This window comes from Pedobacter sp. KBS0701, assembly GCF_005938645.2.
Taxonomy (GTDB): domain Bacteria; phylum Bacteroidota; class Bacteroidia; order Sphingobacteriales; family Sphingobacteriaceae; genus Pedobacter.
Genome location: NZ_CP042171.1, coordinates 5,528,630 through 5,552,051, shown reverse-complemented (window position 1 = coordinate 5,552,051; position 23,422 = coordinate 5,528,630). Strand labels below are relative to the sequence as shown.

The following is a 23,422-nucleotide window of genomic DNA, read 5'->3' as shown; positions in this document are numbered from 1 at the left end:
ATCTTTGTTAGTAAAATTACTTCCTATGTCTGATCGCATTCGTGAAAAATTAAATATTCTTGCAGACGCCGCTAAATATGATGTTTCTTGTTCATCAAGTGGCGGCACGAGAAAGAATGATACAAAAGGGCTTGGCAACAGCCATACTTCGGGCATTTGCCATACTTACACAGAAGATGGGAGATGTGTTTCTTTATTAAAAATCCTCCTAACCAATCACTGCATTTACGATTGTTTGTTCTGTGTTTCACGTAAAAGTAACGATATAAAACGTGCCGCCTTTACCGTAGATGAAGTGGTAGAACTGACCATGAATTTTTACCGACGAAACTATATTGAGGGATTGTTTTTAAGTTCAGGGATTTTTAAAAATGCCGATTTTACTATGGAACGTTTACTCCTGGTGGTAAAAAAATTGCGTTTGGAGCAGAATTACAATGGTTACATCCACCTGAAAACCATTCCGGGAGCCAGCGATGAACTGATTAAAGAGGCCGGCCTTTATGCTGACAGGATGAGCATCAATTTAGAAATGCCCACCGAGGCTGGTTTAAAACTTTTGGCGCCAGAGAAAAACCACGCAGATGTGATCAAACCACTTGGGTTTGTACAGCAACAGATTACACAGTTTACCGCAGATAAAAAACTGATTAAACATGTGCCAAAATTTGTACCGGCAGGCCAGAGTACCCAAATGGTCATTGGCGCTACGCCCGAAAGCGATAAGGATATTATGTACACGGCCAATGCTTTTTATAAAAATTTTGCCCTAAAGAGGGTTTATTATTCGGGCTATGTACCCATCAGTAACGATACACGGATGCCTGTTTTAGGTACCCAGCCACCATTATTAAGAGAAAACCGCTTGTATCAAACCGACTGGCTGATGCGCTTCTATGGTTTTAAAGTGCAGGAAATTTTAAATGATGCCAACCCTAATCTTGACGTAGATATTGATCCAAAACTTAGCTGGGCGATCCGCAACATGCAGCACTTCCCCGTAGATATTAATACGGCTGATTATAAAATGATTCTCCGGATACCGGGCATTGGCGTCATGTCGGCTAAAAAGATTGTACAGGCCAGGAAATTCGGTAAACTCAGGATTGATCAGTTAAAAAAAATCGGTGTGGCTTATAACCGGGCGAAACATTTTATCACCTGTTTAGATAGTCCGTACCAATTGAAAGATTATCAGGGCACACAGATTAAAGCTTTTATTTTGGCCGAAAGCCAAAGCAAATATTTAAAAACAGATAGCAACCAGATGATTTTGTTTTAAAAACCAGTAATCGTCATTTCGAGCGGACCCGATAGCTATCGGGTGCAACGGAGTCGAGAAATCTATCTAGTTAGGTCTCTACATTCCGCTTCGCTTCAGTCGAGATGACGATCTAACAAACTACCAATGACCTACATTTTCGATGGCTCCTTACAAGGACTTTTAACAGCAGTTTTTGAATGGTTTGAACGTAAACCGGGAAAAGTTGTGTTAAAATCGACCGAAATTTTCCAGCCTGAAGCTTTTGCAGAAAGTTTTACCATAACTACTGATGCAGAAAAAGCCGACCGGGTTTGGGCGGGACTGGAAAAGAAACTCAAAAAGGATTGGCTTCGCAAATATTACTGCAGTTATTTATCAGAAATTCCGGAAGCTTATCACCACCTGTTTCAGTTTACGCTTTATATTTTTCAAAATCAGTTAGGTGCCGAAAATAATTATGGCAACGAACATGTAATTGCATTAGCCAAATATGCCAAAAGTGTAGAGCGGGAAAAACACAGGATGGAAGCATTTATCCGTTTCCAGAAAACGGGCGACGGAATATTTTATGCCAGTATCGATCCTGATTTTAATGTTTTACCCTTAATATCCAATCATTTTAAAAATCGATATGCTGATCAACAATGGTTGATTTATGATTTAAAACGCAAATATGGTTTGCATTATAATCTAAATACAGTCGAAGAAATCACCATCAGTTTTAGCAATGGCGTAAATAAGCAGAATCCTGCTCCGGTTTTAATGGATGAAGGCGAAGCTTTATATGCAACACTTTGGAAAGATTATTTTAAAAGTGCAAATATTGTAGCCCGCAAAAATACCAAATTGCATGTGCAGCATATACCCAAAAGATACTGGAAATATTTGACAGAAAAAGCGCCGCTTTAGCATTGACAACTTTCCTAAACCTATAGCTATTGAAGCCGTCGATGCTAAAGGTCATCATCCACGACAACAATAAGTCTGGCAAAAAAATTAAAACTTACTGCCATGCTGACACTCACATGCTCCATTTGTGTGAAAAGATTGACAGTTTGGTGAAAATTTGTCCCTCCAACTCACTTGGCATAAAAAGTGTTAAATGTATGCATAGTTAAAAAACTTAAAATCAAAATAAAAAATAATAAAGTTATGGCGTTAAACCTTAAACCAATTGCTGGCAGTTCGAACAGAGTAATCGTTGAACCGGCTGCGGCAGAAGAAAAAACTGCATCAGGTTTGTATATCCCTGATACTGCAAAAGAAAAACCATCTAAAGGAACTGTTGTATCTGTTTCTGAAGAAGATTCTGAAGGTAAAAAAGCGAGTGTAAAAGTTGGCGATGTTGTAATTTATGGTAAATACGGCGGTACTGAGTTTCCTTACGAAGGTAAAGATTACCTTATTATGCGCGAAACTGATATTTACGCTGTTGTTGGGTAATAAATAATGATCGAATGTCTGAATTTCGAATAGGTGAATTCAGCATTAATCAACAAATAAAATAACAATGTTAGAATGAAAAGAATACAAATTCAATCATTCTATCATACAATCATTCAAAATTCAAAAAAGAAATGTCAAAACAAGTAAAATATAACGTAGAAGCACGCGACGCCCTGAAAAGAGGTGTTGATATTCTTGCAAATGCAGTAAAAGTAACATTAGGTCCAAAAGGCCGTAACGTAATTATCGATAAAAAATTCGGTTCACCGGCAATCACTAAAGATGGTGTTACCGTAGCGAAAGAAATCGAATTAAAAGATGCTGTTGAGAACATGGGTGCTCAGATGGTTAAAGAAGTAGCTTCAAAAACAGCTGATATTGCTGGTGATGGTACTACTACTGCTACTGTATTGGCTCAGGCGATTATCACTACAGGTATTAAAAACGTTGCTGCCGGTGCAAATCCAATGGATTTAAAACGCGGTATAGATAAAGCGGTTGCTGCTGTTGTAGAAAACTTAAAAGCACAATCTCAAACGGTTGGCGAAGACAACAATAAAATTAAACAAGTTGCATCTATCTCTGCTAACAATGATGAAGTAATCGGTGCGCTAATTGCTGAGGCAATGGGTAAAGTTGGTAAAGACGGTGTAATTACTGTTGAAGAAGCAAAAGGTACTGAAACTGAAGTTAAAACAGTTGAAGGTATGCAGTTTGACAGAGGTTATTTATCTCCATATTTTGTGACCAACGCTGATAAAATGGAAGCTGAATTAGACAGCCCATACATTTTAATCTACGACAAAAAAATCAGCAACATGAAAGAATTGTTGCCGGTTTTAGAAAAAACTGTTCAAACTGGTAAACCATTGGTAATCATTTCTGAAGATTTAGATGGCGAAGCTTTAGCTACTTTAGTAGTTAATAAAATCCGTGGTTCATTGAAAGTTGTTGCTGTTAAAGCTCCAGGGTTTGGTGATAGAAGAAAAGCAATGTTGGAAGACATCGCTATCTTAACTGGCGGTATCGTAGTATCAGAAGAAAGAGGTTATAAATTAGAGAATGCTGATTTAACTTATTTAGGTTCTGCTGAGAAAGTTGTTGTTGACAAAGACAATACAACTGTAATCAATGGTGCTGGTAATTCAGAAGATATTAAATCTCGTGTTAGCCAAATTAAATCTCAGATCGAAACGACTACTTCTGATTACGATAAAGAAAAATTACAAGAGCGTTTGGCTAAATTGGCTGGCGGTGTTGCAGTTCTTTATGTAGGTGCAGCTAGTGAAGTTGAAATGAAAGAGAAAAAAGACCGTGTTGATGATGCTTTACATGCAACCCGTGCGGCTGTAGAAGAAGGTATTGTTGCTGGTGGTGGTGTTGCTTTTATCCGTGCTGTTGAAGCTTTAGCAAACTTAAAAGGTGCTAATGAAGATGAAAACACTGGTATTCAGATCATCCGTCGCGCTATTGAAGAGCCATTACGCCAAATTTGCGAAAACGCAGGTATTGAAGGGTCTATCGTAGTTCAAAAAGTTAAAGAAGGTACAGCCGATTTCGGTTATAATGCACGTACTGATGTTTACGAAAACTTAATTGGTGCAGGTGTTATCGACCCAACTAAAGTGAGCCGTGTAGCTTTAGAAAACGCAGCATCTATTGCAGCTATGTTATTAACTACAGAAGTTGTTTTAGCAGACGAACCTGAAGAAGGTGGTGCTCCGATGCCTCCAATGGGCGGCGGCGGAATGGGCGGCATGATGTAAAATATCCCATCACGAAAGCATTTCGTGTAAAATATTCCCTCAAGGTTTAATACCTTGAGGGTTTTTTTATGCCCAATTTGCATCCAAAAAGACGCTTTAAGGGCTTTGTAACCTACAAATTTAGTTAGTTTTGGTGTAAAATTTTGTTCCTGTAAATAAAATTTGACGTTATTTACACCTAATTATTTATTGATGTGTCTCAGGTCTGGTACTCATTTATGATATTGGATTAAACCAAGTTAAACTGACAAGGTCTCCGGAACGCAATAAAATCAATCCCTAGTGTTAGCTGTTTATGAAGATTCGTTGTAAAAGGAAATGGTTTTCTTTTGTTCTATTTTTTGGGTCATTCTTGCTCACGTCAAACGTTTTAGCGCAGGTAACGGTTGGCACGGTAGATTCAGGACCATATACTCCGGGCAGTACCATTGCTGTTCCTTTCGCTATACCTGCTAGTTGTATATTGCAGGATAATCAATTTCAACTCTACTTATCAGATCAAAATGGAGATTTCAGTACCGAAACCCTTATCGGAAGTTATACCGGATTTTACAGCACGTACATAAACGGCAAACTTCCAGCGGTACTTGCTTCCGGCACAGGCTATAGGATCAGGGTAAAATCCACCAGTCCCGTATCTGTAAGCGCACCCTCATCGGCTTTTGAAGTAAAAGCAGGAACAGCGGTTGAGGCAAAGTTAACCTCAACATTGCTAAATGCAGCGAACAACGAAACCTTTGGCACCTGTAGCAGCCGGCCAGACAATTCATTCGTTCTTGAAAATGAATCTACAGCTGGCAGTGAAGTAACTGCAGAAATAACTGACGAAATTAACCAGGGGACTCCTCAAACATTGAATTTCACCAATCCACTTCAAACTTTTATTGCCAAACAAGTGCACTATACCATCATAGCAAAGGCAAAAATGCCTGATGGAAGTTTAGCCACTAAAGCCTATCTGCTGATTAATAACAAAGCAGTAACCGCTTTTGCCAGCACCGGAAATCCAGTGTTATGTCTGCCATCTGCAGACTTTACATTTAATGTTGATGTAACTTCAGTTTCTGGTATTCAAAATAATTTTCCCGGAGATATTTATTCCATAACATGGGGAGACCAGACTGCAAGTACCTACACCCTTTGTGAGATTATTAGAAATAACGGACAAATTAAACACACTTACTCGAGATCGTCTTGCGGGAGTGTTTCCACATCAAGTGCAGGAACCATTTACAATGCTTTTGATGTTTCCATTAATGTACTAAATAATTTTTGCGGCAAAATCGGAACTCCGGTCTCCTCGTCCGCCAAAGTCGTTGAAAAACCTAAAAATGATTTTAGCTTTACTCCCATTGGCTGTACCAATGCTGATATTCCTTTTGTAAATACATCAACATTAGGAGAAAATCCAGAAACCAATACTGCGGAATGTACCCCTAACAATGTGACCTTTAACTGGTACGTTGATGGAGTCCTCATTAAGGCAAACCAACCTAAATCTTATATTTTTGTGCATAAGTTTTTAACTCATGGAAATCATGAAGTAAAACTAGAATCTAAAAGCCTGGGCCCTTGTCCGGCTGAAAACGTAATATACTCCATCTGTATCCAGAACCCTCCTAAACCTGATTTTAATTTACCATCAACAACCATTTGTGCCGGAACAACCCTCAAAGCTTCTGATCTCTCAGTTTTAGATAATATATGCGATGTAGCTAACAGTTATTCCTGGTCGGTTTCTCCTGCTGTTGATTTTACAGAAGGCACAAATGCAACAAGCAAGGAACCCGTATTCAGCTTTATAACTCCTGGGACTTATACCATTACATTAAGCATTTCTACGCCATCATGTGGTCCGGTTATTAGCCTGCCACAAACTGTTGTGGTAAATGAAAGCCCGAAAGCTACACTTTCGCCCGATATCACGCTGTGTAATCTTGCTACTTACGATTTTAACAATACCACAACAGGACCAACCCAAACGTTAATTACAGGCACAACAAAAGATTTACCAGACACTTATACCTGGACGGTTACTCCATCGGGAGCAGGTACCTATAGTTTTGAAGGAGGTACAACAACGAACTCTAAATACCCATCAATAAAATTCGATAACTACGATACTTATACAGTAAAGGTCATCCATAAAAACAATTGCGGCACAGCCGAAGATACCCAAATCCTAACCTTCAGCACTTCCCCTGTAATTAAGGCAGGTCCTGACCAAAGCATCTGCTTCAATGACCCAAGCTTTACTTTAAGCGGAACGGTAACCGGAGCCACTACCACGCAAAGCTGGATTGGGGGCGAGGGAGAATTTAACCCTAGCAGAAATGATTTAAATGCAACCTACACCCCAACAGCAGCTGAAAAAGCTGCAGGTACGGTTACTTTAACCTTAAGGGTAACTACCTCACTTGCCGCACCATGTAACCAGATAGATGACGATATTATTTTAAAAATAAAACCCGATATCAGTTTAACAAGTGCAGCAACTAAAACCATTTGCACAGGTAATAATGTAGCCTATACACCAACTTCTGCGGCAGCAGGCGTTACCTATACCTGGACGGCTACAGGAACAACATCTGCAGCTGGTTACACAACAACCGGAACCGGGGATATTAACGACATACTCACCAATAACGATCTCAATGCAGATGCAAATGTTACCTATACCATTACGCCTCATTCAGAGGGTTGCGATGGAACACCTTTCTTATTACTTGTTGTGGTTAAGCCGAATCCCATTGCAACAGTAACGACCTCAAATTCAACAATTTGTAATGCCACCTCATCAGCCATCACCTTATCAGCAAATCTAACTGACATAAATTATACCTATACCAGTGCGGTAACAGGGGCAATAACTGGTAACAGCAATAGAGCGGTAGCATCGGCAGAAACCCAGATTAATGATATTTTAACCAATTCGGGTACCACATCAGGTACAGTAACTTATACCATCACTCCAATATCTACAAACGGCTGTCCGGGTACACCGGCTACCATTACGATTACGGTTCTACCAAATGCAACATTGCCAAACGCTGGTCCGGATGAGGCGGTCTGCAATGCCACATCTTATACATTAAAAGGAAACAGTCCGGTAGTGGGTACAGGTAAATGGACTATCGTTTCTGCGCCTGCAACCGTAACATTCGCAGATGATACACAGAGCAATACCAATATCTCTGGGCTACAGGCTGGAAATACCTATACCTTAAGATGGACCATAAGCGATGCCAGTTGCTCAACATCGAGCGATGATATTCAAATCACAGTTAACCCGCTCAGTGTCGGGGGTACCACAACTGGCGATGCGAATGTATGTGCGGGTGCAAATGGCGGAAACATCAATCTAACAGGGCTGGTTGGAAATATTATCCGTTGGGAAAGATCTATCGATAACGGGGCAAACTGGGCGACCATTACCTCTACAGTAAATCCTTATGTGTTTTCTAATCTCACCGTCACTACACAATACCGTGCGGTAGTACAAAGCGGTAGTTGTGCAGAAGCCACATCAACAATAACTACCATCACTGTAAATCCGGGTACCGTTTTGGCAAATGCAGGCTCAGATCAAAGCCTGTGCAGTGGTAACGGCATCACCTTATCCGGCAACGATGCTTCGCCTAACAGTGGTACATGGACCTTAACATCAGGACAATCCGGTATTACCATAACCAATCCTACGCTTAGCAACACCACCGTTACTGGCCTCGTACCCGGCCAAACTTATACTTTTAGATGGACCATTACCGGTTTCGGTGGTTGCCCACCCTCTACCGATGACGTAACCATTACTTATTATCTGCCAGTTACCAATAATATTTCCGCATCTGCTACTCCGGCATGTGAAGGGCAAACCATCACGATTACCGGCGATACACCAACTGGAGGAGCAGGAACATTTGACTACCAATGGCAAAGCAGTGCCGATGGCAATACATGGGCCAACATCCCTTCAGCCATTAATAAAGATTTAACCTTAACAGCTTCAGTTTCTACCTATTTTAGAAGGTTGGTGAACAGTACTGTCTGCACTTCCATCAGTAATTCATTACAGGTTACTGTTTTACCAGGGCTAACCAACAATACCATTTCTGCCAATCAAAATATCTGTATCGGCACAGCTGCGGCAGCTTTAACAGGTAATGTGCCAAGTGGTGGCAACGGAACTTATGTGTATCAATGGCAATCTAGCTTAAATGGAACCGCCTGGAGCGATGTATTGGGCGCAAACAGTATAAGCTTTACACCGCCAACACCAAGTGCAAGTATTTATTACCGGCGATCAGTAACCAGTGGCCCATGTAGTAGCAATTTAAGCAACCAGATTAAAATAACGGTTAATCCACATGCTAAAGCAGAAATTACTTATAATAAAAATGTTGGCTGTGCACCTTTTATTCTAGATGCAGGCAATATTGCTGCAACTTTATATCCCGACAGGAACAGTATTTACACCTGGTTTGCCAATAATGTACAAATCGGAGTAGGGTCAACATTTCCAGGTTACACCATCATGAATGGCAATGAAAGCGTAACTATAAAACTTGTTGTCACCAGTAGTCTGGGTTGTAACACGGATGAAAAAAGTGAAGTATTTAGCGCGCTTCCTGTAATTACTCCCTCTTTTACAACAAGTATTAACGAAGGCTGCGGACCGCTTAATGTTACCTTTACCAATACGACCAATCCGCTCAATGGTGCAACCTACGCCTGGGATTTCGGCAATGGACAATTTTCTAACCTGGCACAGCCCGCAGCAATAACTTTTCAGGCAGATCCAACCGGGAAAGACAAAACTTATAACATCACACTAACAACGACCGTACCCTGTGGTTCGCCCGTTATAACAACTGCAACAGTTATTGTGCATGCCAAACCTGTTGCTATATTTTCGCCCGATAAAACAACAGGATGTGCTGATTTGCTGGTAAATTTTAGCAATACCTCTCCAGAAAGCGCAGGAACAACCTATACTTACGATTTTGGTGATGGTACACCATCAGAAACCTATCCTGATAGAAGAACAGTAAGCCATACGTTTAGCACGCTTTTCGTTAAGAATTTTATCGTCACAATGACTGCTAAAAATACCTGTGGAACAAACTCATCTACTAACACCATTGTAGTTTCACCTAATAATATTATACCAGAATTAGTGGTAAATGGAACCGAGAAAAAAGGCTGCGCGCCTTTCACAGTAAATTTTGTGAACAATACCAGTGGAGCAAGCCGTTTCGTTTATACCTTTACCAATGAAGATACTGGCGACATAACCAAACTTCCATCAAATACAACAGGTGTTTTCCCTTACACTTTTACCAAAGCCGGAAAATATACGATCAGGTTGGATGCAGAAAACGATTGTTCGAAGAATTTCACTACAGAAACCGTAACCATACTTGCTCAGCCAACAGCAAGTTTCACTGCCGATAAAACAACTGACTGTACCAAACTTGCCGTCCAATTTAAAAATACAAGTACAGGTGCGATCAGCTATCGTTGGGACTTTGGGGATGGTTCTCCAATTTCAAATGAATTTGAACCACAACATACTTACACTGGTTCAGGTATAAATTATTCCGTTACACTCACCGCCAGCAATGCAGAAGGCTGTACCAATACTATCACAATAACCGATTTTATCCATATTTCTGCCCCACCTGTGGCAACATTCACGGTTACACCAGGTAACGAAACAGCTGTCCCAAACTATACGTTTGGCTTCAAAGATATCAGTACAGATGCGGTTAGCTGGGAATGGTCTTTTGGCGATGGTGCTAAATCAACCCTACAAAACCCTAACCATACTTACGCCAACGAAGGTACTTACACCGTAACCTTAAAAGTGTTAAATAAGACAGGCTGTTTAGCTACTACCTTCCAATCAGTGAGAATTATCAGTGTACCAGGCAACTTAAACATACCGAACTCTTTTATGCCAGCAAGCGCAAAAAATGAAATTAAAACCTTTAAAGCAAAAGGTCGGGGCATAAAAGAATGGAACATGTCTGTTTTTAACAAATGGGGGCAGTTAATTTGGGAAACAACAAAATTAGATGATGGCGCACCTTCAGAAGGTTGGGATGGCACTTATAAAGGCCAGGATCAGCCACAGGGTGTTTATTACTGGAAAGTAGATATCAAATTTATTAACGGAAGCGACTGGAAAGGGATGACCTACGATTCATCTCCTCCGAAAAAAACAGGTGTAATATATTTAATCAGATAGATGATGAGTAGAAGGATAATAATATTTTTATTTTGTTTACTGCCAATCTTTTCTATGGCGCAGGACTATATTTACTCACAGTTTTACAATGCGCCAATTTACCTAAACCCTGCACTTACTGGCCAGTTTGAAGGAGATATGAGGTTTAACGCACTTTACCGTAATCAATGGACAGGTTTGGCCAGCGACTATTCGTACATGACAGCTTCAGGGGATCTCAATCTCAGTAGAATAAACAGCGGCATTGGGATTATTTTTAACCGTAGTAGCGAGGGTACCGCTTACCTGGTGAAGAACAACGTTGCGCTAAGCTATTCCTATATCATCGGTGGAGACGATTTTGCCTTATCATTTGGTTTGCAGGGAGGCATTACCAACCAAAAACTAAACTGGGATAAACTGGTATTTGGCGATCAGATCGATATCAGTACAGGCTATATTCCAGGCAGTATTTCAGGCGCTGAAAGACCAAGTGTAGATAGTCGATATTACTTCGATTCCAATGCTGGTGCCAACCTGGTGGTGGGAAAGTTCATGATGGGATTAGCAGCCCATCACCTTAACCGTCCTGATGAATCCTTATCGGGTTTTCAGGCCAAGTTACCGATGCGTATTTCAGGCAATTTAAGTTACAAGCTAACCCTGGTGCCCGATGAGTACGATCGCGATGGAAACTACCTGATTCCTTCAATTGTAGCTTACAAACAGGGCAACATAAAATCTTTCAGTGTAGGCATGCAATATAAATATGCAAGCATAAATGCAGGTATTTGGTATCGCAACGATGGCAATTCGAATGGAAATGATGCAATTGTATTTTCTTTAATCTTCGATATTTTTAACCGAAGAACCAATGGTGAAAAGTTCAGGTTAGGGATTAGTCACGATGCTACAACCTCTAAAATTAACTACAGTAACACGGGCGGAACATCTGAAATCGGCGTAGGCTATGAAAAATATTTTCAAAATAGTTCAAATGGTGGCAGGGCAAATGGCCTGAGATGTTATGATTTTTATTAATTTGCCTTTGATAATTCAAGGCGATGAACGAAATCATAGACCAAAACCATTTCATTACACAAAGTGAAATCAATAAATTTTTATTGGCTACCCTGCTTTGCGGTATAATCGGTGCCGAACGCGAATACAGAAGTAAATCTGCCGGATTAAAAACCATGATGATGATTGGTTTAGGCGCTACCTTATTTACCATCCTGTCCATCAATATCGGGTCCACCAGTCAGGATCGCATTGCCTCGAACATTGTTACAGGTATTGGTTTTCTTGGCGCTGGTGTAATTTTTAAAGAAGAAAACCGCGTTAAAGGCCTAACTACGGCATGTATCATCTGGATTGTGGCAGCCATTGGTATGGCAGTAGGTTCTGGTTATTACGAACAGGCCATTGGCGTTACCATAGTCGTGATGCTGGCTTTGATTATCTTTCCTTTTTTAGAAGAAATTGGCGACCGCCGTTTTACCAAGCGGATTTATCGCATTGTGAAAAAACAACATACTCATGGCGATTTAGAAAGTTACGAAGAAGTTTTTAGGGAAAGCAAGTTGAAACCGCAACGTGGCAAACATCAGTTGGTAGACAACATCATTACAGGAAACTGGACAGCTACCGGTACGCCACAAAACCACCAGAAGTTTGTAGAACGGATGCTAAAAGATGATGATATTATTGAGTTTGATTTCTAACCGAATCAAACAGATCTACCTTTTGGGTTTGTAAGGCCAGTTTTTTCTCGTCAACCACCATTGTGTCCGACCAGCGATCGTGCCAGGGGATACTTGGAGTGCCCAAAGCACTTAACGCATTAAAAGGGATTGCCCTTACAATATTCCGGACAAAGGCTTTTTGAAAAGACATATCAGTACCATCAACATTTACTGCCCTTGTGCCGGTAATTAATTTACCTATCGATCTTCCATTAGACATTGCCTCTGTCATAAACATCACTATTCCATAAAATAATAGCAAAACTAAACGCAACGACAGGTCATCTACCCCCACTAAAAGGTTTGGCTTTAAAATACCAATCACTATCCCAAGTCCGAATGAAACGATGTAAAATACGATTGTATCGATAATATATATAAAGTCTAATATATTTTTACAAATAAATAAATAAAATGTAACTTGCTCACATGAGCAAGAACGCATTGACAATAAAGAACTACACTTCAGAAGAACTTAGGTCCTTGTTGCGGAAAGACGAAAAGTTCCAGCAAGCTGTAAGGTTATATGCCTGTTACCAAATCTCTCTGGGTAAGCGCCCCCAAGAATTAGAATCAATTTATGAGACCTCATTCAAATCAATCTGCAACTGGGTAAACCGGTTGAATGAGGGCGGTGTTGAAGCCTTAATCGATAAAGTTAAACCTGGAAGAAACAACCGCCTTGGTACCGATGAATTGCAGTCTATAAAATCTGTATTATTGAATAAGCATCCTGATGATTACGGTTATAATAGTGCCACCTGGACCGGGCCTTTACTGATCGAGTTCATTAAGAAAGAATATCATGTCGAGTATAAAAAAGCGCATATCTATAACATATTAAGAAAGTTGGGTTTAACGTTTCAAAAAGGGAAAGGCATTTACCCCGAAGCAGAAGACAGAGCTGAAAAGGTGGAGGCTTTAAAAAAAACTCCGGGAGTCAAGGGAAGCTGAGGCTGTAATTGTTTTTCAGGATGAGGCGAGTTTGTCAAATACCGCTACCGTATCTTACATGTGGGCAGAAAAAGGCAAACAGCCAAGGATCAATCAAAAGCAGCGGAAAAGAGAGAGAAAGACCTTGTTTGGTTGTATAGAGCCGGAAACGGGAATTGTGGTGACAAGCAAAGCTGACAGAGGCAACACAATCAGTTTTTTCAGTTTCCTGTTGCTGGTCGTAAAAACATATCATGAGCGGAAAGTTGTTATGGTCTTGGATAATGTACCTTATCATCATGCCAAAAGACTCAAACCTATACTGGAGCGCTATAAACACCGAATAGAACTCGTTTATCTTCCACCATATTCTCCCGATTTAAATCCGATTGAAAGAGTTTGATGGTACATGAGAAAAAAGATCACACATAACCGATATGTACAGAATCTGCAAGACCGAATTACTAACTTCGACTTGTTTATCTGTCAATTTAAAGTCGAAAATGAAATTGGAAAGAACATTGCAAAGTTAATTGTAAATATTTAATGTACTTTATATAATTAGCGAATCTTTTGCCCGAGCTGGCACGACAGTAGCTTAAATCAATTTCTTGATAATTGTTATTAAAGTCCATTTTGGAGCGTTTGGATTAGATTTTTCTAAGGTAATGCATTTTCATCTCCACCCAAAATTAATTTATACAAAATCATAAAACAATCATAGATTTGTACAACTTATATTCATAATGATCAAGGAACAAATTTCGATTTTCGATATTTTTAAAATAGGCATCGGCCCATCCAGTTCACATACATTAGGTCCCTGGCGGGCAGCACAACAGTTTACCGCTTCTCTTGCTCAAAACGGCTTAATTGGCGATGTTGAGGGTATAAAAATATTGCTGTATGGCTCTCTCGCCAAAACAGGTAAAGGCCACGGAACGGATGTTGCTATTTTACTCGGTTTAACAGGAGCTGATCCCGTAACTTTTGATGTAGATGCGGTCACACCTACTTTCGAAAGGATCCAACGCGATAAAAAACTGAACCTTGCTGGTAATTTAATTATCGATTTTGATTATAATGAAGATTTACTCTTTCTTTTTGCCGAAAGTTTATCATTTCATCCAAATGCTGTTACTTTTCAGGCATTTTTAAAAGATGGAAAAGCTTTTTCAGAAACCTATTATTCTATCGGTGGCGGTTTTGTGGTAAAAGAGGGCGAAGACAATAGCAACAAAGCTCAGGTAGACCTTCCCTTTCCTGTAGAAAAAGCCAAAGATCTTTTACACTGGTGTTTATCTACCGGTTTAAAAGTGAGCGAAATCGTGATGGAGAATGAATTGGCATGGCGTACTGAAGCAGAGACAAAAAAAGGCATTTTACAGCATTTTGCCGTAATGCGCGATTGTATTTACCGTGGTTGTCATACCACAGGCTTTTTACCCGGCGGGTTAAATGTAGCGAGAAGGGCTTTTCCTTTGAATAAGCGTTTGATCAACAAAAGCGAATACGCCAATTATGACGACTGGGTTGAAGCAATCAGAAAAGGCGGAAACGGTTTTAATTATATTTTAGACTGGGTAAGCTGTTTTGCGTTAGCCGTTAACGAAGAAAATGCATCATTTGGTCGCGTGGTAACCGCCCCCACCAATGGTGCCGCAGGTGTAATTCCAGCTGTATTGCAATATTTTATTACCTTTTGCGATGGCTATAGCGAAGAAAAAATCATCCAGTTTATTGCCTGTGCTTCAGAAATAGGCAGCATTTTCAAAAAAGGAGCAACAATATCAGCCGCTATGGGTGGCTGTCAGGCCGAAATTGGCGTTTCATCGGCCATGGCGGCAGCAGCGCTAACAGAGTGTTTAGGCGGTTCGCAAAGGCAAGTTTTAATGGCAGCAGAAATTGCCATGGAACATCACCTGGGCTTAACCTGCGATCCGATTGGCGGCCTGGTACAGATCCCTTGTATCGAAAGAAACACCATGGGTGCCATTAAGGCCATTACAGCTAGTCAGCTGGCGTTACAAAGCAATCCTGACAAGGCAAAAGTAAGTTTAGATGCCGTGGTAAATACCATGTGGGAAACTGCCCTCGATATGAATGCCAAATACAAAGAAACATCTGATGGAGGATTGGCAACCAATATTCCAATCAGTTTGCCGGAATGTTAATTCAACATTGTTGCAATAAAATGACCGATGTTATCGTTTTATTACAAACTTTCTGTTGACAAATCAACAAGTATTTTTACATTCGCTCAATATTAATTATTCATAAAAAAATGATCAACTACACAAAAATCAGTGTGATTGGTTTGGCCTTGTCGTTATCTATATCAGCGACTTATGCTCAGGACAATCTCGTTAATTCTTTAAAAAACAACCAAAGCGAAAACAGTGCTACTTCATTTAAATTTACAGAAGTGATTAATCTGGCCAATACCCCGGTTCAGAATCAAGGATCTTCAGGAACTTGCTGGAGCTATTCTACCAACTCATTTTTAGAATCAGAAATGATTAAAGCGGGTAAAAAGCCCGTAACCTTATCTCAGCTTTTTTCGGCCCGTAACGCTTATGTAGAAAAGGGTAAAAATTACGTGCGTATGCATGGTGCGGTTTCATTAGGCGATGGCGGTGCTTTGCACGATGTAATCAACATGTACAGAAAATACGGTGCAGTTCCGCAAGAGGTATATACCGGATTAAATTATGGCACCAAAATCAATAAAACAGCAGAACTTGGTGATATTGAAAAAGGTGTTTTAGAAGCTGTTGTAAAGAATGCGAATGGTGAGTTAACTCCAAACTGGTTAAAGGCCTACACAGCCGTAATTGATGCTTATTTAGGTGCTGTACCAGAAAGCTTCACCTATAATGGCAAAAAATACACGCCAAAAACTTTCGCTCAGGAAGTGGTGGGTTTAAATGCCGATAACTATGTAGAACTTTCATCATTCAACGATCATCCTTTCTATAGCAAATTTACTTTATTAGTGCCTGATAACTGGTCTTTCGATCAGGTTTATAACGTTAAAGTGAACGAGTTAACAGACATTATCGATAACGCCTTAAAAGGTGGTTATACAGTAGCATGGGCTACAGATGTTAGCGAAAAAAACTTCAGCTGGAAAAACGGTGTTGCTTTTGTTCCACAAACACCTTTCGCTGATATGACAGCGAAACAAAAAGCAGATATGTTTAACGGCCCGCAGCCAGAGATGGAAATTACGCAGGAAAACCGTCAGCTTGCTTTCGACAACTATCAAACCACTGATGATCATGGTATGCATATTGTTGGTTTAGCCAAAGATCAGACAGGTAAAGAATATTATATCGTTAAAAACTCCTGGGGAGCAAGCAACGATTACAAAGGATATTTATACGTAACTAAAAACTACGTAAAATATAAAACAACAGCAATTTTATTAAACAAAGCAGGTATTCCATCTGAAATTGCCAAGAAATTAGCGTTGTAATTAATTATAAATTAATCAAGAAGCCGCAGAAGAAATTTTGTGGCTTTTTTGTTGGATTTAACCGCAAAGGGTGCGAAGGTTTTCGCAAAGAGAGCCAAGCGTAGGGCTTTTGGCGAGTAAGGTAAGTTGTATTAGTACGTTCGTCATCTCGACTGTAGCGCAGTCCCGAAATTTCGGGAGAGAGGTCTATAAGTTAAAATACTCTGCGTTACCGTAGCTAGTCTTTGACTCTGTTCAGACTGAAAAAGCCACTCTGCGTTCTCTGCGCCTTCTCTTTGCATACTCTGCGGTTAAAACGAGATAATTTTAAACCACCCCCGAATAATTCAGCACCAACCACCATAAACCTGTGGTGATAAACGAAAGTAATATCCCGATCCCCACCACCAAATTAGAAAGCTTTGGATTTAAATCATATTGATCGGCGATCACGCCAGCAGTTACCAGTGTCGGCATAGCCATTTCGAAAATGGTTATTTTGGCAATCATTCCGTTCATATCTAAAACGAGTGCCATAACCAAAACAACCAATGGTGCTAAAATCAGTTTATACAATAAAGTAAAACTGATATGTTTCAATTCGCGAAACCAACCTCCAAATTTTAGCTGCAAACCTATTGAAAACAATGCCAATGGACCAACTGTAGCTGCTAGTTTTTCGAATAGTGGATCTAGTGAAGAAAGATCAATAAAATGTGGAAGGATTAGCGCTGAAATACAACCAATAAATGGCGGAAAAGTCAATACTTTTTTCAAAACTAATTTAGCGGTTAACTTTTGATGTTGCGACGAACGGATGGCTATAATAACACCAATGGTAGACAAGATCATAAAGGTTACCTGATCGCAGATAATGGCTATTGCCAATTCCTTATCACTAAAATAAGCCACAATTAACGGGAAACCGACAAATGAAGTGTTACTTAAAGAACTGGTTAGTTTCAACCCGCCAGAGGTGGCTTTGCTAGTATTCTGAATGCGGCTATACAGTGTAATAAACAACCAACCAAATAACCAGATACAAATTGGTGCCAGTGCTGGAAACAACAGGCCTTTAGTCCAGGTAATATGTGGCAGATATTTAAACGAGACTGCTGGCAGTGCAATATAGATAATCCAGGCATTAATGCCTTTGTGTGCATCTTTGGGAAGCGATTTACTTTTTCGGAAAAAAATCCCCGCCAAAATACATAAACCTATAATGATGAAGTTTGCCATTGCCTAGCGCAAAGATAATTTATAAAAGAAAAACGCCAATAAGAATACTTATGGCGTTTCAAATGAGTTAAGCTGAAGGTTTTGGTTTTTTCTTTTTCTGCCAAACCTTTTTTCTGTTTTTATGCTGTGGCTTCTTTTCCTCTACATGCGTAATTTCCATTGCAGCTATGCTTTCTGGCAGTGGCATACGGGGAACTTCTTTTTCGATTAATTTTTCGATGTTATCGAACTTCCGCTTATCTCTTCCGTTAACCAATGTAATGGCTGTTCCTTTGGTTGCAGCTCTTGCTGTACGGCCAATACGGTGTACATAATCGGCCGGATCGCCGGGAACATCATAATTGATTACCAGATCTATACCCTCCACATCAATACCCCTCGATAATACATCGGTTCCAATCAAAATCGGTAGTCTACGGTTTTTGAAAGCCAGTAAAATATCTTCACGTTCTTTCTGCCCTAAGTCGGAGTGAAAAGCTTCGGCCTTAATTCCTAATCCTTTAAAGGTTTTGTATAAAGCTTTTACTTTTTCCTTGGTCGAAACAAAAATGATACTGCTTTTGTACTGTCCGCTTTTAAAAATATCAGTTAATAGCGCCTGTTTTTGTTGATCATGGATATTATAAGCCTGCTGATCAATCCCTTCGGCAGGTTTAGCAATTGAAATGGTAATCTGCTTCGGTTCGTGCAAGATCTTACCCGCCATGGTTCTTATTTTCGGCGCCATCGTAGCTGAAAACAAAAGCGTTTGCCTTTTCTTTGGCAGATAGCTAATAATGCGGATTATGTCATCGTAAAAACCCATATCCAACATTCTATCTGCTTCATCCAAAATCAAATGCTGCAAATGTTCCAGTTTTAACACACCTGAAGATAAATGTGCCATTAATCTGCCAGGAGTGGCAATAATAATATCCACGCCATCGCGCATAGAACGTTTTTGCTGCTCGTAAGCAATACCATCTCCCCCGCCGTAAACGGCTAAAGAACTGATATTGGTAAAATAAGCCAGGGCTTCTACCTGTAAATCAATCTGTTGTGCAAGCTCGCGTGTTGGCGCAAGGATTAAAGTATTGTTATGTCTATCGGCAGCTTTGCTAATTTTATCCATTACAGGCAAAAGGTAGCTGGCTGTTTTTCCTGTACCAGTTTGAGCGCAGGCAATCAGATCATGATTATCTAAAATTACCGGGATGGCTTGTTCTTGTATTGGAGTAGCGCTTTTATACCCCATGGCCATTAAGCCTTCGTATAAATCGGGGTTGAAATTAAAGTCGTTAAAATTCAATCTATTGTGTTTATGTCTTTTAGCAAAAGTACCTTAAAATACCGCTAATAACAAACCCGCATTTAATTTCTGCTTCTTTAATTATCTCAAAAGCAATATCAGGTAGTCCTTTTCTCTTGCAATAAAATAAAATAGCCCCAACTGCTTTAAACAATCGGGGCCTGGAAATTATAATAGACGAAACTTAGTCTACCAGAATATCTTTCTCTGGTATATTCGTTTCAGGGTTTTTCGGCAGCGTAACCTTCAAAATTCCATCAGCATAACTGGCCGATATATTTTCTACTAAAACTTTTCCGTTTAAACTAAAAGCTCTTTCGAAAGTGCCGTTGCTATATTCTCTACGGCTATACTTTTTAGCCGAATCAGCTTCTTCTTTAGGGTGGTAAGAAATGGTTAATACGTCATCTTTGGTAACCACCTTTAAGTTTTCTTTAACCAAAGCTGGTGCAAAAAGCTCAATAATAAAGCTGGTTTCTGTTTCTTCTATATTAGCGGGTACTTTTCTAAAGCCCTGGTTAAACATGCTGTGTTTATGGTGGCCGAAAGGACCACCAAAGTGTCTTCCAAATCTTCCCTCTCCTGCGCCAAAGTGGCCATGCATCTTGCCCGAATGGCATCTATGTTCGTTGTACATTTTATTAATTTTAATTGTTATTTATTCTATTAATTTAGCAGCCTAAGCCAACATTAATTTTAAACAGCCTGTTCCGTTTTAGGAATACCCAATAGCTGTGTAATGATATTTGCGTAGGGATACGAAGGCGAGAAAACGGCATAATCAAATTTCAAACCCCTTAGCTGGACTAAAATATCATCGATAAATTTCATTGGCTCAAGCAATGCGCTGATTAATCCCGATTTAGGTTTTTCTTCTTCATCAATCACCTCTCTCCCTTTAAAAATGTTCAGCTCCTGATTGTAAGCTTTAAAGTCAGCGCCGATTTGTTCTATAGGGGCCTTAAATTCATCCGAGCTAAAGAAAGTTACCTTCTCTCCCCGGGTAATCAGTTCGTTTGCCATACCTAAAATCGGACTAACATCAGTCTGAGACGGATCGCTTAAAAAAAGTACCTGTGACATAATGTTATCTATTTACTTTGTTTATACTATCAACAGGACTAATCACGGTATCATCCATTTTTCTGCTATGGTGACTATGGCTTCTATGATGTTCTTGCTGGCAATCATCATGATAATGCCTGTTTTTGAAATCTAAGCGATCATGGTATCCGTTCTGAACGGCCAGTACATTTAAGCTGTAAAAAGTTCCTGCGGCAACAGCCAATGCCAATAATATTCTAAATGTTCTCATGGCCGGTTAATAATTTACGTTGATGTTGTTAACTGTTCCATTGCCCTGTAGTGTTGGCCTGTACCATTGGTTATCGATCGGTACAATCGGACTGTAATTGTTTTCGAAACCATTATATCGGCTGTGGAAATAATGACGTCTTCTGCTGGCAAATGCCCTGAACATTAAACCGATCAGCACGAAGGCCAATATAAATTTGAATACAAATGGTATGAAGAAAGCGACTGCACCAAGTACAATCCCGAATCCTATGGTTTTTAATATCTTTTTCATCTTTTTATATATGTTTTTATTTGTGATGAAGCTATCATGATTTCTCCCGTTATTTTGGGTTTTGAAAATCATGATGGTTTCATCTGTTATAATTTTAAAGCATTGTAATCAATTCACTTTAAACAAGTTGAACTAGCAATGCGGTTATTTTGTTATTTATATAGGAAGACGGAGCAACTTTATTTTTACTTTAAATTATTTTTATTTTTTTTATTTTATTAAGAGCTACCCCTAGTTATGTCATCCTGAGCGGAGTCGAAGGATCTTTTAGTAGTTACCATTTCGGTCGGTGAGACACCGACCGATAGAATAAAAATATCGACCGTCCTTTCGACTGAAGCGCAGCGAAATGGAGAAATCTGTCTTGATAGATCTCTCCGCTCCGCGTTGCTGCGGTCGAGATGACGATTCGCGGAGAGGCTTTCACGATGTTCAAAATAATGGAGAAATAGATAAAACAAAAAAGCCCCGAATTTATTTCGAGGCTTCCAAACTATTCCTTATTGCGGCGGTGGCCCCATCCGCCACATCTCCGTTTATATTCTTCCTTAAATTTTGCCCGCTCCTCTTCGTTCATAGAATCCCATTTAGCCCGCATCTTGTGGGCACGTTCACGGAAACCGCCACCACCATGCCCTCCTTTATTAAAATTTCCGAACAATATTCTGCAAAGCACAAGCAAACCGAGGGCCTGCCAATAATTAAGCCTCCCTGCCTGGGCAACTTCTGGCAGAATCCAGTTCCATAAAAACATAACTACGTAGCCCAGCACCGCTGCAATAAGCACCGCTACAGGGAAAAAGAACATGAATTTCTTACCGCGATTAAAATTTCTATTCATCATGTCTGTAAGTTTAATAGTTAATAAATTCCTGATATAAATTTTGTAAACGGTTACGAAGGTGTTTTACCGCATAACCTTTTCTTGATATTAATGTCTTGATATTCTCTCCGCTTTCATCCGCCAGTTCCTGAAAAGTGCGCTCTTCCAGCTCGTTCTGAACAAACACATAGCGTTGGTTTTCGGGCAGCTCTTCCAATGCCAAAAACAGTTGATCCCAGAATAGTTTCTTTAAACTTTCCTCTTCTGGCGAGTAGGCTTCTGCAAGTAAAATTTCTTTAAAATTGATTTCGCCGTCTTCGCCTTCAAAAGTGAAATCTTCTAACGATTCTTCCTTTTGTTTGCGGTATTTATCGGTAATTTTATTTCTTGCCACCCGATATAGCCAGCCACTAATCTGCTCGATGGCACCAGCCTCGGGTTGATTGCTGAGCTGAAACCAAACATCCTGTAAAATATCTTCTGCATCCTCATCCGTATTCACCCGTCCGCGGATGAAACTGAATAAGCGCTTACCATAATTGGTAACCGTTGAAATGATATTTTGAGGTTCGTTTGTTGGCACTAAATTTTGCTTAATAATCCAGTAAACGGATGAAACTCAATATTACTTTAAATTTTCTTTACTTTTTTTGGAAGATTCAAAGTTTTTGATCAAATTCAACTGACTTTTAGCGACTTACAATGGCCTTTTCTTAAGCAATCCTTTGTACAACTTTTGATATGTCGGTGCAGCAATACCAAGTTTTTCGGCTTCACGTACAATGTAACCTGTTAACGACTCAACTTCTGTTTGGGGTTTCCGATTGAGATAATCGCGGTGCATGGATGAGGTAACTTCGTAGGGCATCGATTTCATTGTATTTAATGTTTTGCCCGAAATGTCATCACTAATTGTTACACCTTTAACTAGCGCAAGGTTTTTCACTTCTTCAATTAACTTCAGCGTAGTTTCAAGATTTTCTTCCAGTACCTTTCCGATAGTGCTATCGAAATAGGATGTGGAAGTAGCTGTAGGGGAAATAAATATAAATTTTTCCCAGATGGCGGTAGAGATTTTATCCGAAACCATTACATCGATTCCTGCATTAAACATCAAATCTTTCAAATGTAAAACCGCTTCGTTAAGAGGCCCATCCATACCAAAAGATAACTTTTGAATGTTGCCGGAATTTTCAATTATACCTGGTGATTTAATTTTGGAAACAATAAAAGCACAGCCTTTTAAAACAGTTGCATGTGGCAGGATTTCTAAAATTTCATCACTTGCACTAACACCGTTTAAAAGTGGCAATAATACTGTCGTATCACTAATTAAAGGTTTTAACTTTTCGATGGTTTGTTTTAAATCGTAGCTTTTGGTGCAGATGATCACATAATCGGCCACGCCAATTTTACTATAATCATTGGTAGCCAGGTATGGCTTAGCTACAAAGTTTTCGAACCCTTTTATTACCGTTAATCCTTTATTTTGGATCTCATTTAAATGTTCGCCACGGGCAATAAAAACAATTTCTACATCATTTCCGTTAGCGTATTGTTTAGACAGTAAGCCTCCGAAGTACCCACCAACTCCACCAATTCCGACAATAACAATTCTTGTTTTATTTAGCATGTTAACCTAATATG

Annotated in this window: 21 protein-coding genes; 11 read left to right on the top strand and 10 right to left on the bottom strand. The window is 39.7% G+C overall.

Going from position 1 to position 23,422, the window contains the following annotated elements:
- Positions 1 to 25: 25 nt before the first annotated feature.
- The 7 genes from FFJ24_RS22555 to FFJ24_RS22525 all read left to right on the top strand — a co-directional run bounded on the left by FFJ24_RS22555 (position 26) and on the right by FFJ24_RS22525 (position 12,426).
- Entirely contained in the window at positions 26 to 1,282 is a 1,257-nt protein-coding gene (locus FFJ24_RS22555; protein WP_138819380.1) for a putative DNA modification/repair radical SAM protein, read from the top strand.
- A 126-nt stretch (positions 1,283 to 1,408) separates the two neighbouring features.
- Positions 1,409 to 2,173, top strand: a complete 765-nt coding sequence (locus FFJ24_RS22550; RefSeq protein ID WP_138819379.1) for a TIGR03915 family putative DNA repair protein — start codon at positions 1,409 to 1,411, stop codon at positions 2,171 to 2,173.
- Between the two features lie 243 nt (positions 2,174 to 2,416).
- The gene (groES, locus tag FFJ24_RS22545) at positions 2,417 to 2,707 is read left to right on the top strand and encodes a co-chaperone GroES (protein ID WP_025141798.1); all 291 of its coding nucleotides are present in this window, start codon (positions 2,417 to 2,419) and stop codon (positions 2,705 to 2,707) included.
- A gap of 134 nt (positions 2,708 to 2,841) precedes the next feature.
- The gene (gene groL / locus FFJ24_RS22540) at positions 2,842 to 4,476 is read left to right on the top strand and encodes a chaperonin GroEL (RefSeq protein WP_138819378.1); all 1,635 of its coding nucleotides are present in this window, start codon (positions 2,842 to 2,844) and stop codon (positions 4,474 to 4,476) included.
- A 352-nt stretch (positions 4,477 to 4,828) separates the two neighbouring features.
- The gene (locus tag FFJ24_RS22535; RefSeq protein ID WP_168202536.1) at positions 4,829 to 10,723 is read left to right on the top strand and encodes a PKD domain-containing protein; all 5,895 of its coding nucleotides are present in this window, start codon (positions 4,829 to 4,831) and stop codon (positions 10,721 to 10,723) included.
- Positions 10,724 to 11,743 (top strand): PorP/SprF family type IX secretion system membrane protein, encoded by a 1,020-nt coding sequence (locus FFJ24_RS22530; RefSeq protein ID WP_138819376.1) that lies wholly within the window; start codon positions 10,724 to 10,726, stop codon positions 11,741 to 11,743.
- A gap of 23 nt (positions 11,744 to 11,766) precedes the next feature.
- Positions 11,767 to 12,426, top strand: coding sequence for an MgtC/SapB family protein (locus FFJ24_RS22525; RefSeq protein ID WP_138819375.1), 660 nt, complete (start codon positions 11,767 to 11,769; stop codon positions 12,424 to 12,426).
- Here the strand turns inward: FFJ24_RS22525 and FFJ24_RS22520 are convergent.
- Complete coding sequence (locus FFJ24_RS22520) at positions 12,407 to 12,892, bottom strand: RDD family protein (protein ID WP_138819374.1); 486 nt, start codon at positions 12,890 to 12,892, stop codon at positions 12,407 to 12,409. The two genes, FFJ24_RS22525 and FFJ24_RS22520, sit on opposite strands and share 20 nt — an antisense overlap.
- On the opposite strand from FFJ24_RS22520, the gene FFJ24_RS22515 reads away from it, so the two are divergent.
- From FFJ24_RS22515 to FFJ24_RS22500, 4 genes are all read left to right on the top strand, one after another.
- Positions 12,877 to 13,401: a helix-turn-helix domain-containing protein gene (locus FFJ24_RS22515; RefSeq protein WP_138819373.1), complete on the top strand. Its 525-nt coding sequence runs from the start codon at positions 12,877 to 12,879 to the stop codon at positions 13,399 to 13,401. The genes FFJ24_RS22520 and FFJ24_RS22515 overlap by 16 nt on opposite strands.
- 7 nt (positions 13,402 to 13,408) lie before the next feature.
- On the top strand, positions 13,409 to 13,783 hold the full coding sequence (locus FFJ24_RS22510) for an IS630 family transposase (RefSeq protein WP_138819372.1): 375 nt from the start codon (positions 13,409 to 13,411) through the stop codon (positions 13,781 to 13,783).
- 343 nt (positions 13,784 to 14,126) lie between these two features.
- Positions 14,127 to 15,554: an L-serine ammonia-lyase gene (locus FFJ24_RS22505; protein WP_138819371.1), complete on the top strand. Its 1,428-nt coding sequence runs from the start codon at positions 14,127 to 14,129 to the stop codon at positions 15,552 to 15,554.
- 110 nt (positions 15,555 to 15,664) lie between these two features.
- Entirely contained in the window at positions 15,665 to 16,858 is a 1,194-nt protein-coding gene (locus tag FFJ24_RS22500; protein WP_138819370.1) for an aminopeptidase C, read from the top strand.
- Positions 16,859 to 17,164: 306 nt separating this feature from the next.
- Here FFJ24_RS22500 and FFJ24_RS22495 read toward each other — a convergent pair whose 3' ends face one another.
- The 9 genes from FFJ24_RS22495 to FFJ24_RS22455 all read right to left on the bottom strand — a co-directional run bounded on the left by FFJ24_RS22495 (position 17,165) and on the right by FFJ24_RS22455 (position 23,408).
- Positions 17,165 to 18,076: an AEC family transporter gene (locus tag FFJ24_RS22495; protein ID WP_138819369.1), complete on the bottom strand. Its 912-nt coding sequence runs from the start codon at positions 18,074 to 18,076 to the stop codon at positions 17,165 to 17,167.
- Between the two features lie 67 nt (positions 18,077 to 18,143).
- Positions 18,144 to 19,364 (bottom strand): DEAD/DEAH box helicase, encoded by a 1,221-nt coding sequence (locus tag FFJ24_RS22490; protein ID WP_210419412.1) that lies wholly within the window; start codon positions 19,362 to 19,364, stop codon positions 18,144 to 18,146.
- Between the two features lie 184 nt (positions 19,365 to 19,548).
- Positions 19,549 to 20,001: an Hsp20/alpha crystallin family protein gene (locus FFJ24_RS22485; protein WP_138819368.1), complete on the bottom strand. Its 453-nt coding sequence runs from the start codon at positions 19,999 to 20,001 to the stop codon at positions 19,549 to 19,551.
- 59 nt (positions 20,002 to 20,060) lie between these two features.
- Positions 20,061 to 20,447: a hypothetical protein gene (locus tag FFJ24_RS22480; protein WP_138819367.1), complete on the bottom strand. Its 387-nt coding sequence runs from the start codon at positions 20,445 to 20,447 to the stop codon at positions 20,061 to 20,063.
- A gap of 4 nt (positions 20,448 to 20,451) precedes the next feature.
- Positions 20,452 to 20,679 carry a hypothetical protein gene (locus FFJ24_RS22475; protein ID WP_138819366.1) on the bottom strand — a complete coding sequence of 76 codons (228 nt, stop codon included), beginning with the start codon at positions 20,677 to 20,679 and terminating at the stop codon, positions 20,452 to 20,454.
- Between the two features lie 6 nt (positions 20,680 to 20,685).
- On the bottom strand, positions 20,686 to 20,952 hold the full coding sequence (locus FFJ24_RS22470; protein ID WP_138819365.1) for a hypothetical protein: 267 nt from the start codon (positions 20,950 to 20,952) through the stop codon (positions 20,686 to 20,688).
- Between the two features lie 493 nt (positions 20,953 to 21,445).
- Positions 21,446 to 21,796 (bottom strand): hypothetical protein, encoded by a 351-nt coding sequence (locus tag FFJ24_RS22465; RefSeq protein ID WP_210419411.1) that lies wholly within the window; start codon positions 21,794 to 21,796, stop codon positions 21,446 to 21,448.
- Between the two features lie 10 nt (positions 21,797 to 21,806).
- Positions 21,807 to 22,358, bottom strand: coding sequence for an RNA polymerase sigma factor (locus tag FFJ24_RS22460; RefSeq protein ID WP_138819364.1), 552 nt, complete (start codon positions 22,356 to 22,358; stop codon positions 21,807 to 21,809).
- A gap of 114 nt (positions 22,359 to 22,472) precedes the next feature.
- Positions 22,473 to 23,408, bottom strand: a complete 936-nt coding sequence (locus tag FFJ24_RS22455) for a ketopantoate reductase family protein (RefSeq protein ID WP_138819363.1) — start codon at positions 23,406 to 23,408, stop codon at positions 22,473 to 22,475.
- Between the last annotated feature and the right edge of the window lie 14 nt (positions 23,409 to 23,422).

Excerpts from the sequence above, each read along its gene's own strand:
- FFJ24_RS22525 (WP_138819375.1), top strand. The coding sequence starts at position 11,767 with ATGAACGAAATCATAGACCAAAACCATTTCATTACACAAAGTGAAATC.
- FFJ24_RS22520 (WP_138819374.1), bottom strand. The coding sequence starts at position 12,892 with ATGCGTTCTTGCTCATGTGAGCAAGTTACATTTTATTTATTTATTTGT.
- FFJ24_RS22470 (WP_138819365.1), bottom strand. The coding sequence starts at position 20,952 with ATGAAAAAGATATTAAAAACCATAGGATTCGGGATTGTACTTGGTGCA.
- FFJ24_RS22495 (WP_138819369.1), bottom strand. The coding sequence starts at position 18,076 with ATGGCAAACTTCATCATTATAGGTTTATGTATTTTGGCGGGGATTTTT.
- FFJ24_RS22515 (WP_138819373.1), top strand. The coding sequence starts at position 12,877 with ATGAGCAAGAACGCATTGACAATAAAGAACTACACTTCAGAAGAACTT.
- FFJ24_RS22480 (WP_138819367.1), bottom strand. The coding sequence starts at position 20,447 with ATGTCACAGGTACTTTTTTTAAGCGATCCGTCTCAGACTGATGTTAGT.
- FFJ24_RS22465 (WP_210419411.1), bottom strand. The coding sequence starts at position 21,796 with ATGATGAATAGAAATTTTAATCGCGGTAAGAAATTCATGTTCTTTTTC.
- FFJ24_RS22455 (WP_138819363.1), bottom strand. The coding sequence starts at position 23,408 with ATGCTAAATAAAACAAGAATTGTTATTGTCGGAATTGGTGGAGTTGGT.
- FFJ24_RS22475 (WP_138819366.1), bottom strand. The coding sequence starts at position 20,679 with ATGAGAACATTTAGAATATTATTGGCATTGGCTGTTGCCGCAGGAACT.
- FFJ24_RS22550 (WP_138819379.1), top strand. The coding sequence starts at position 1,409 with ATGACCTACATTTTCGATGGCTCCTTACAAGGACTTTTAACAGCAGTT.
- FFJ24_RS22505 (WP_138819371.1), top strand. The coding sequence starts at position 14,127 with ATGATCAAGGAACAAATTTCGATTTTCGATATTTTTAAAATAGGCATC.
- FFJ24_RS22555 (WP_138819380.1), top strand. The coding sequence starts at position 26 with ATGTCTGATCGCATTCGTGAAAAATTAAATATTCTTGCAGACGCCGCT.
- groL (WP_138819378.1), top strand. The coding sequence starts at position 2,842 with ATGTCAAAACAAGTAAAATATAACGTAGAAGCACGCGACGCCCTGAAA.
- FFJ24_RS22530 (WP_138819376.1), top strand. The coding sequence starts at position 10,724 with ATGATGAGTAGAAGGATAATAATATTTTTATTTTGTTTACTGCCAATC.
- groES (WP_025141798.1), top strand. The coding sequence starts at position 2,417 with ATGGCGTTAAACCTTAAACCAATTGCTGGCAGTTCGAACAGAGTAATC.
- FFJ24_RS22500 (WP_138819370.1), top strand. The coding sequence starts at position 15,665 with ATGATCAACTACACAAAAATCAGTGTGATTGGTTTGGCCTTGTCGTTA.
- FFJ24_RS22485 (WP_138819368.1), bottom strand. The coding sequence starts at position 20,001 with ATGTACAACGAACATAGATGCCATTCGGGCAAGATGCATGGCCACTTT.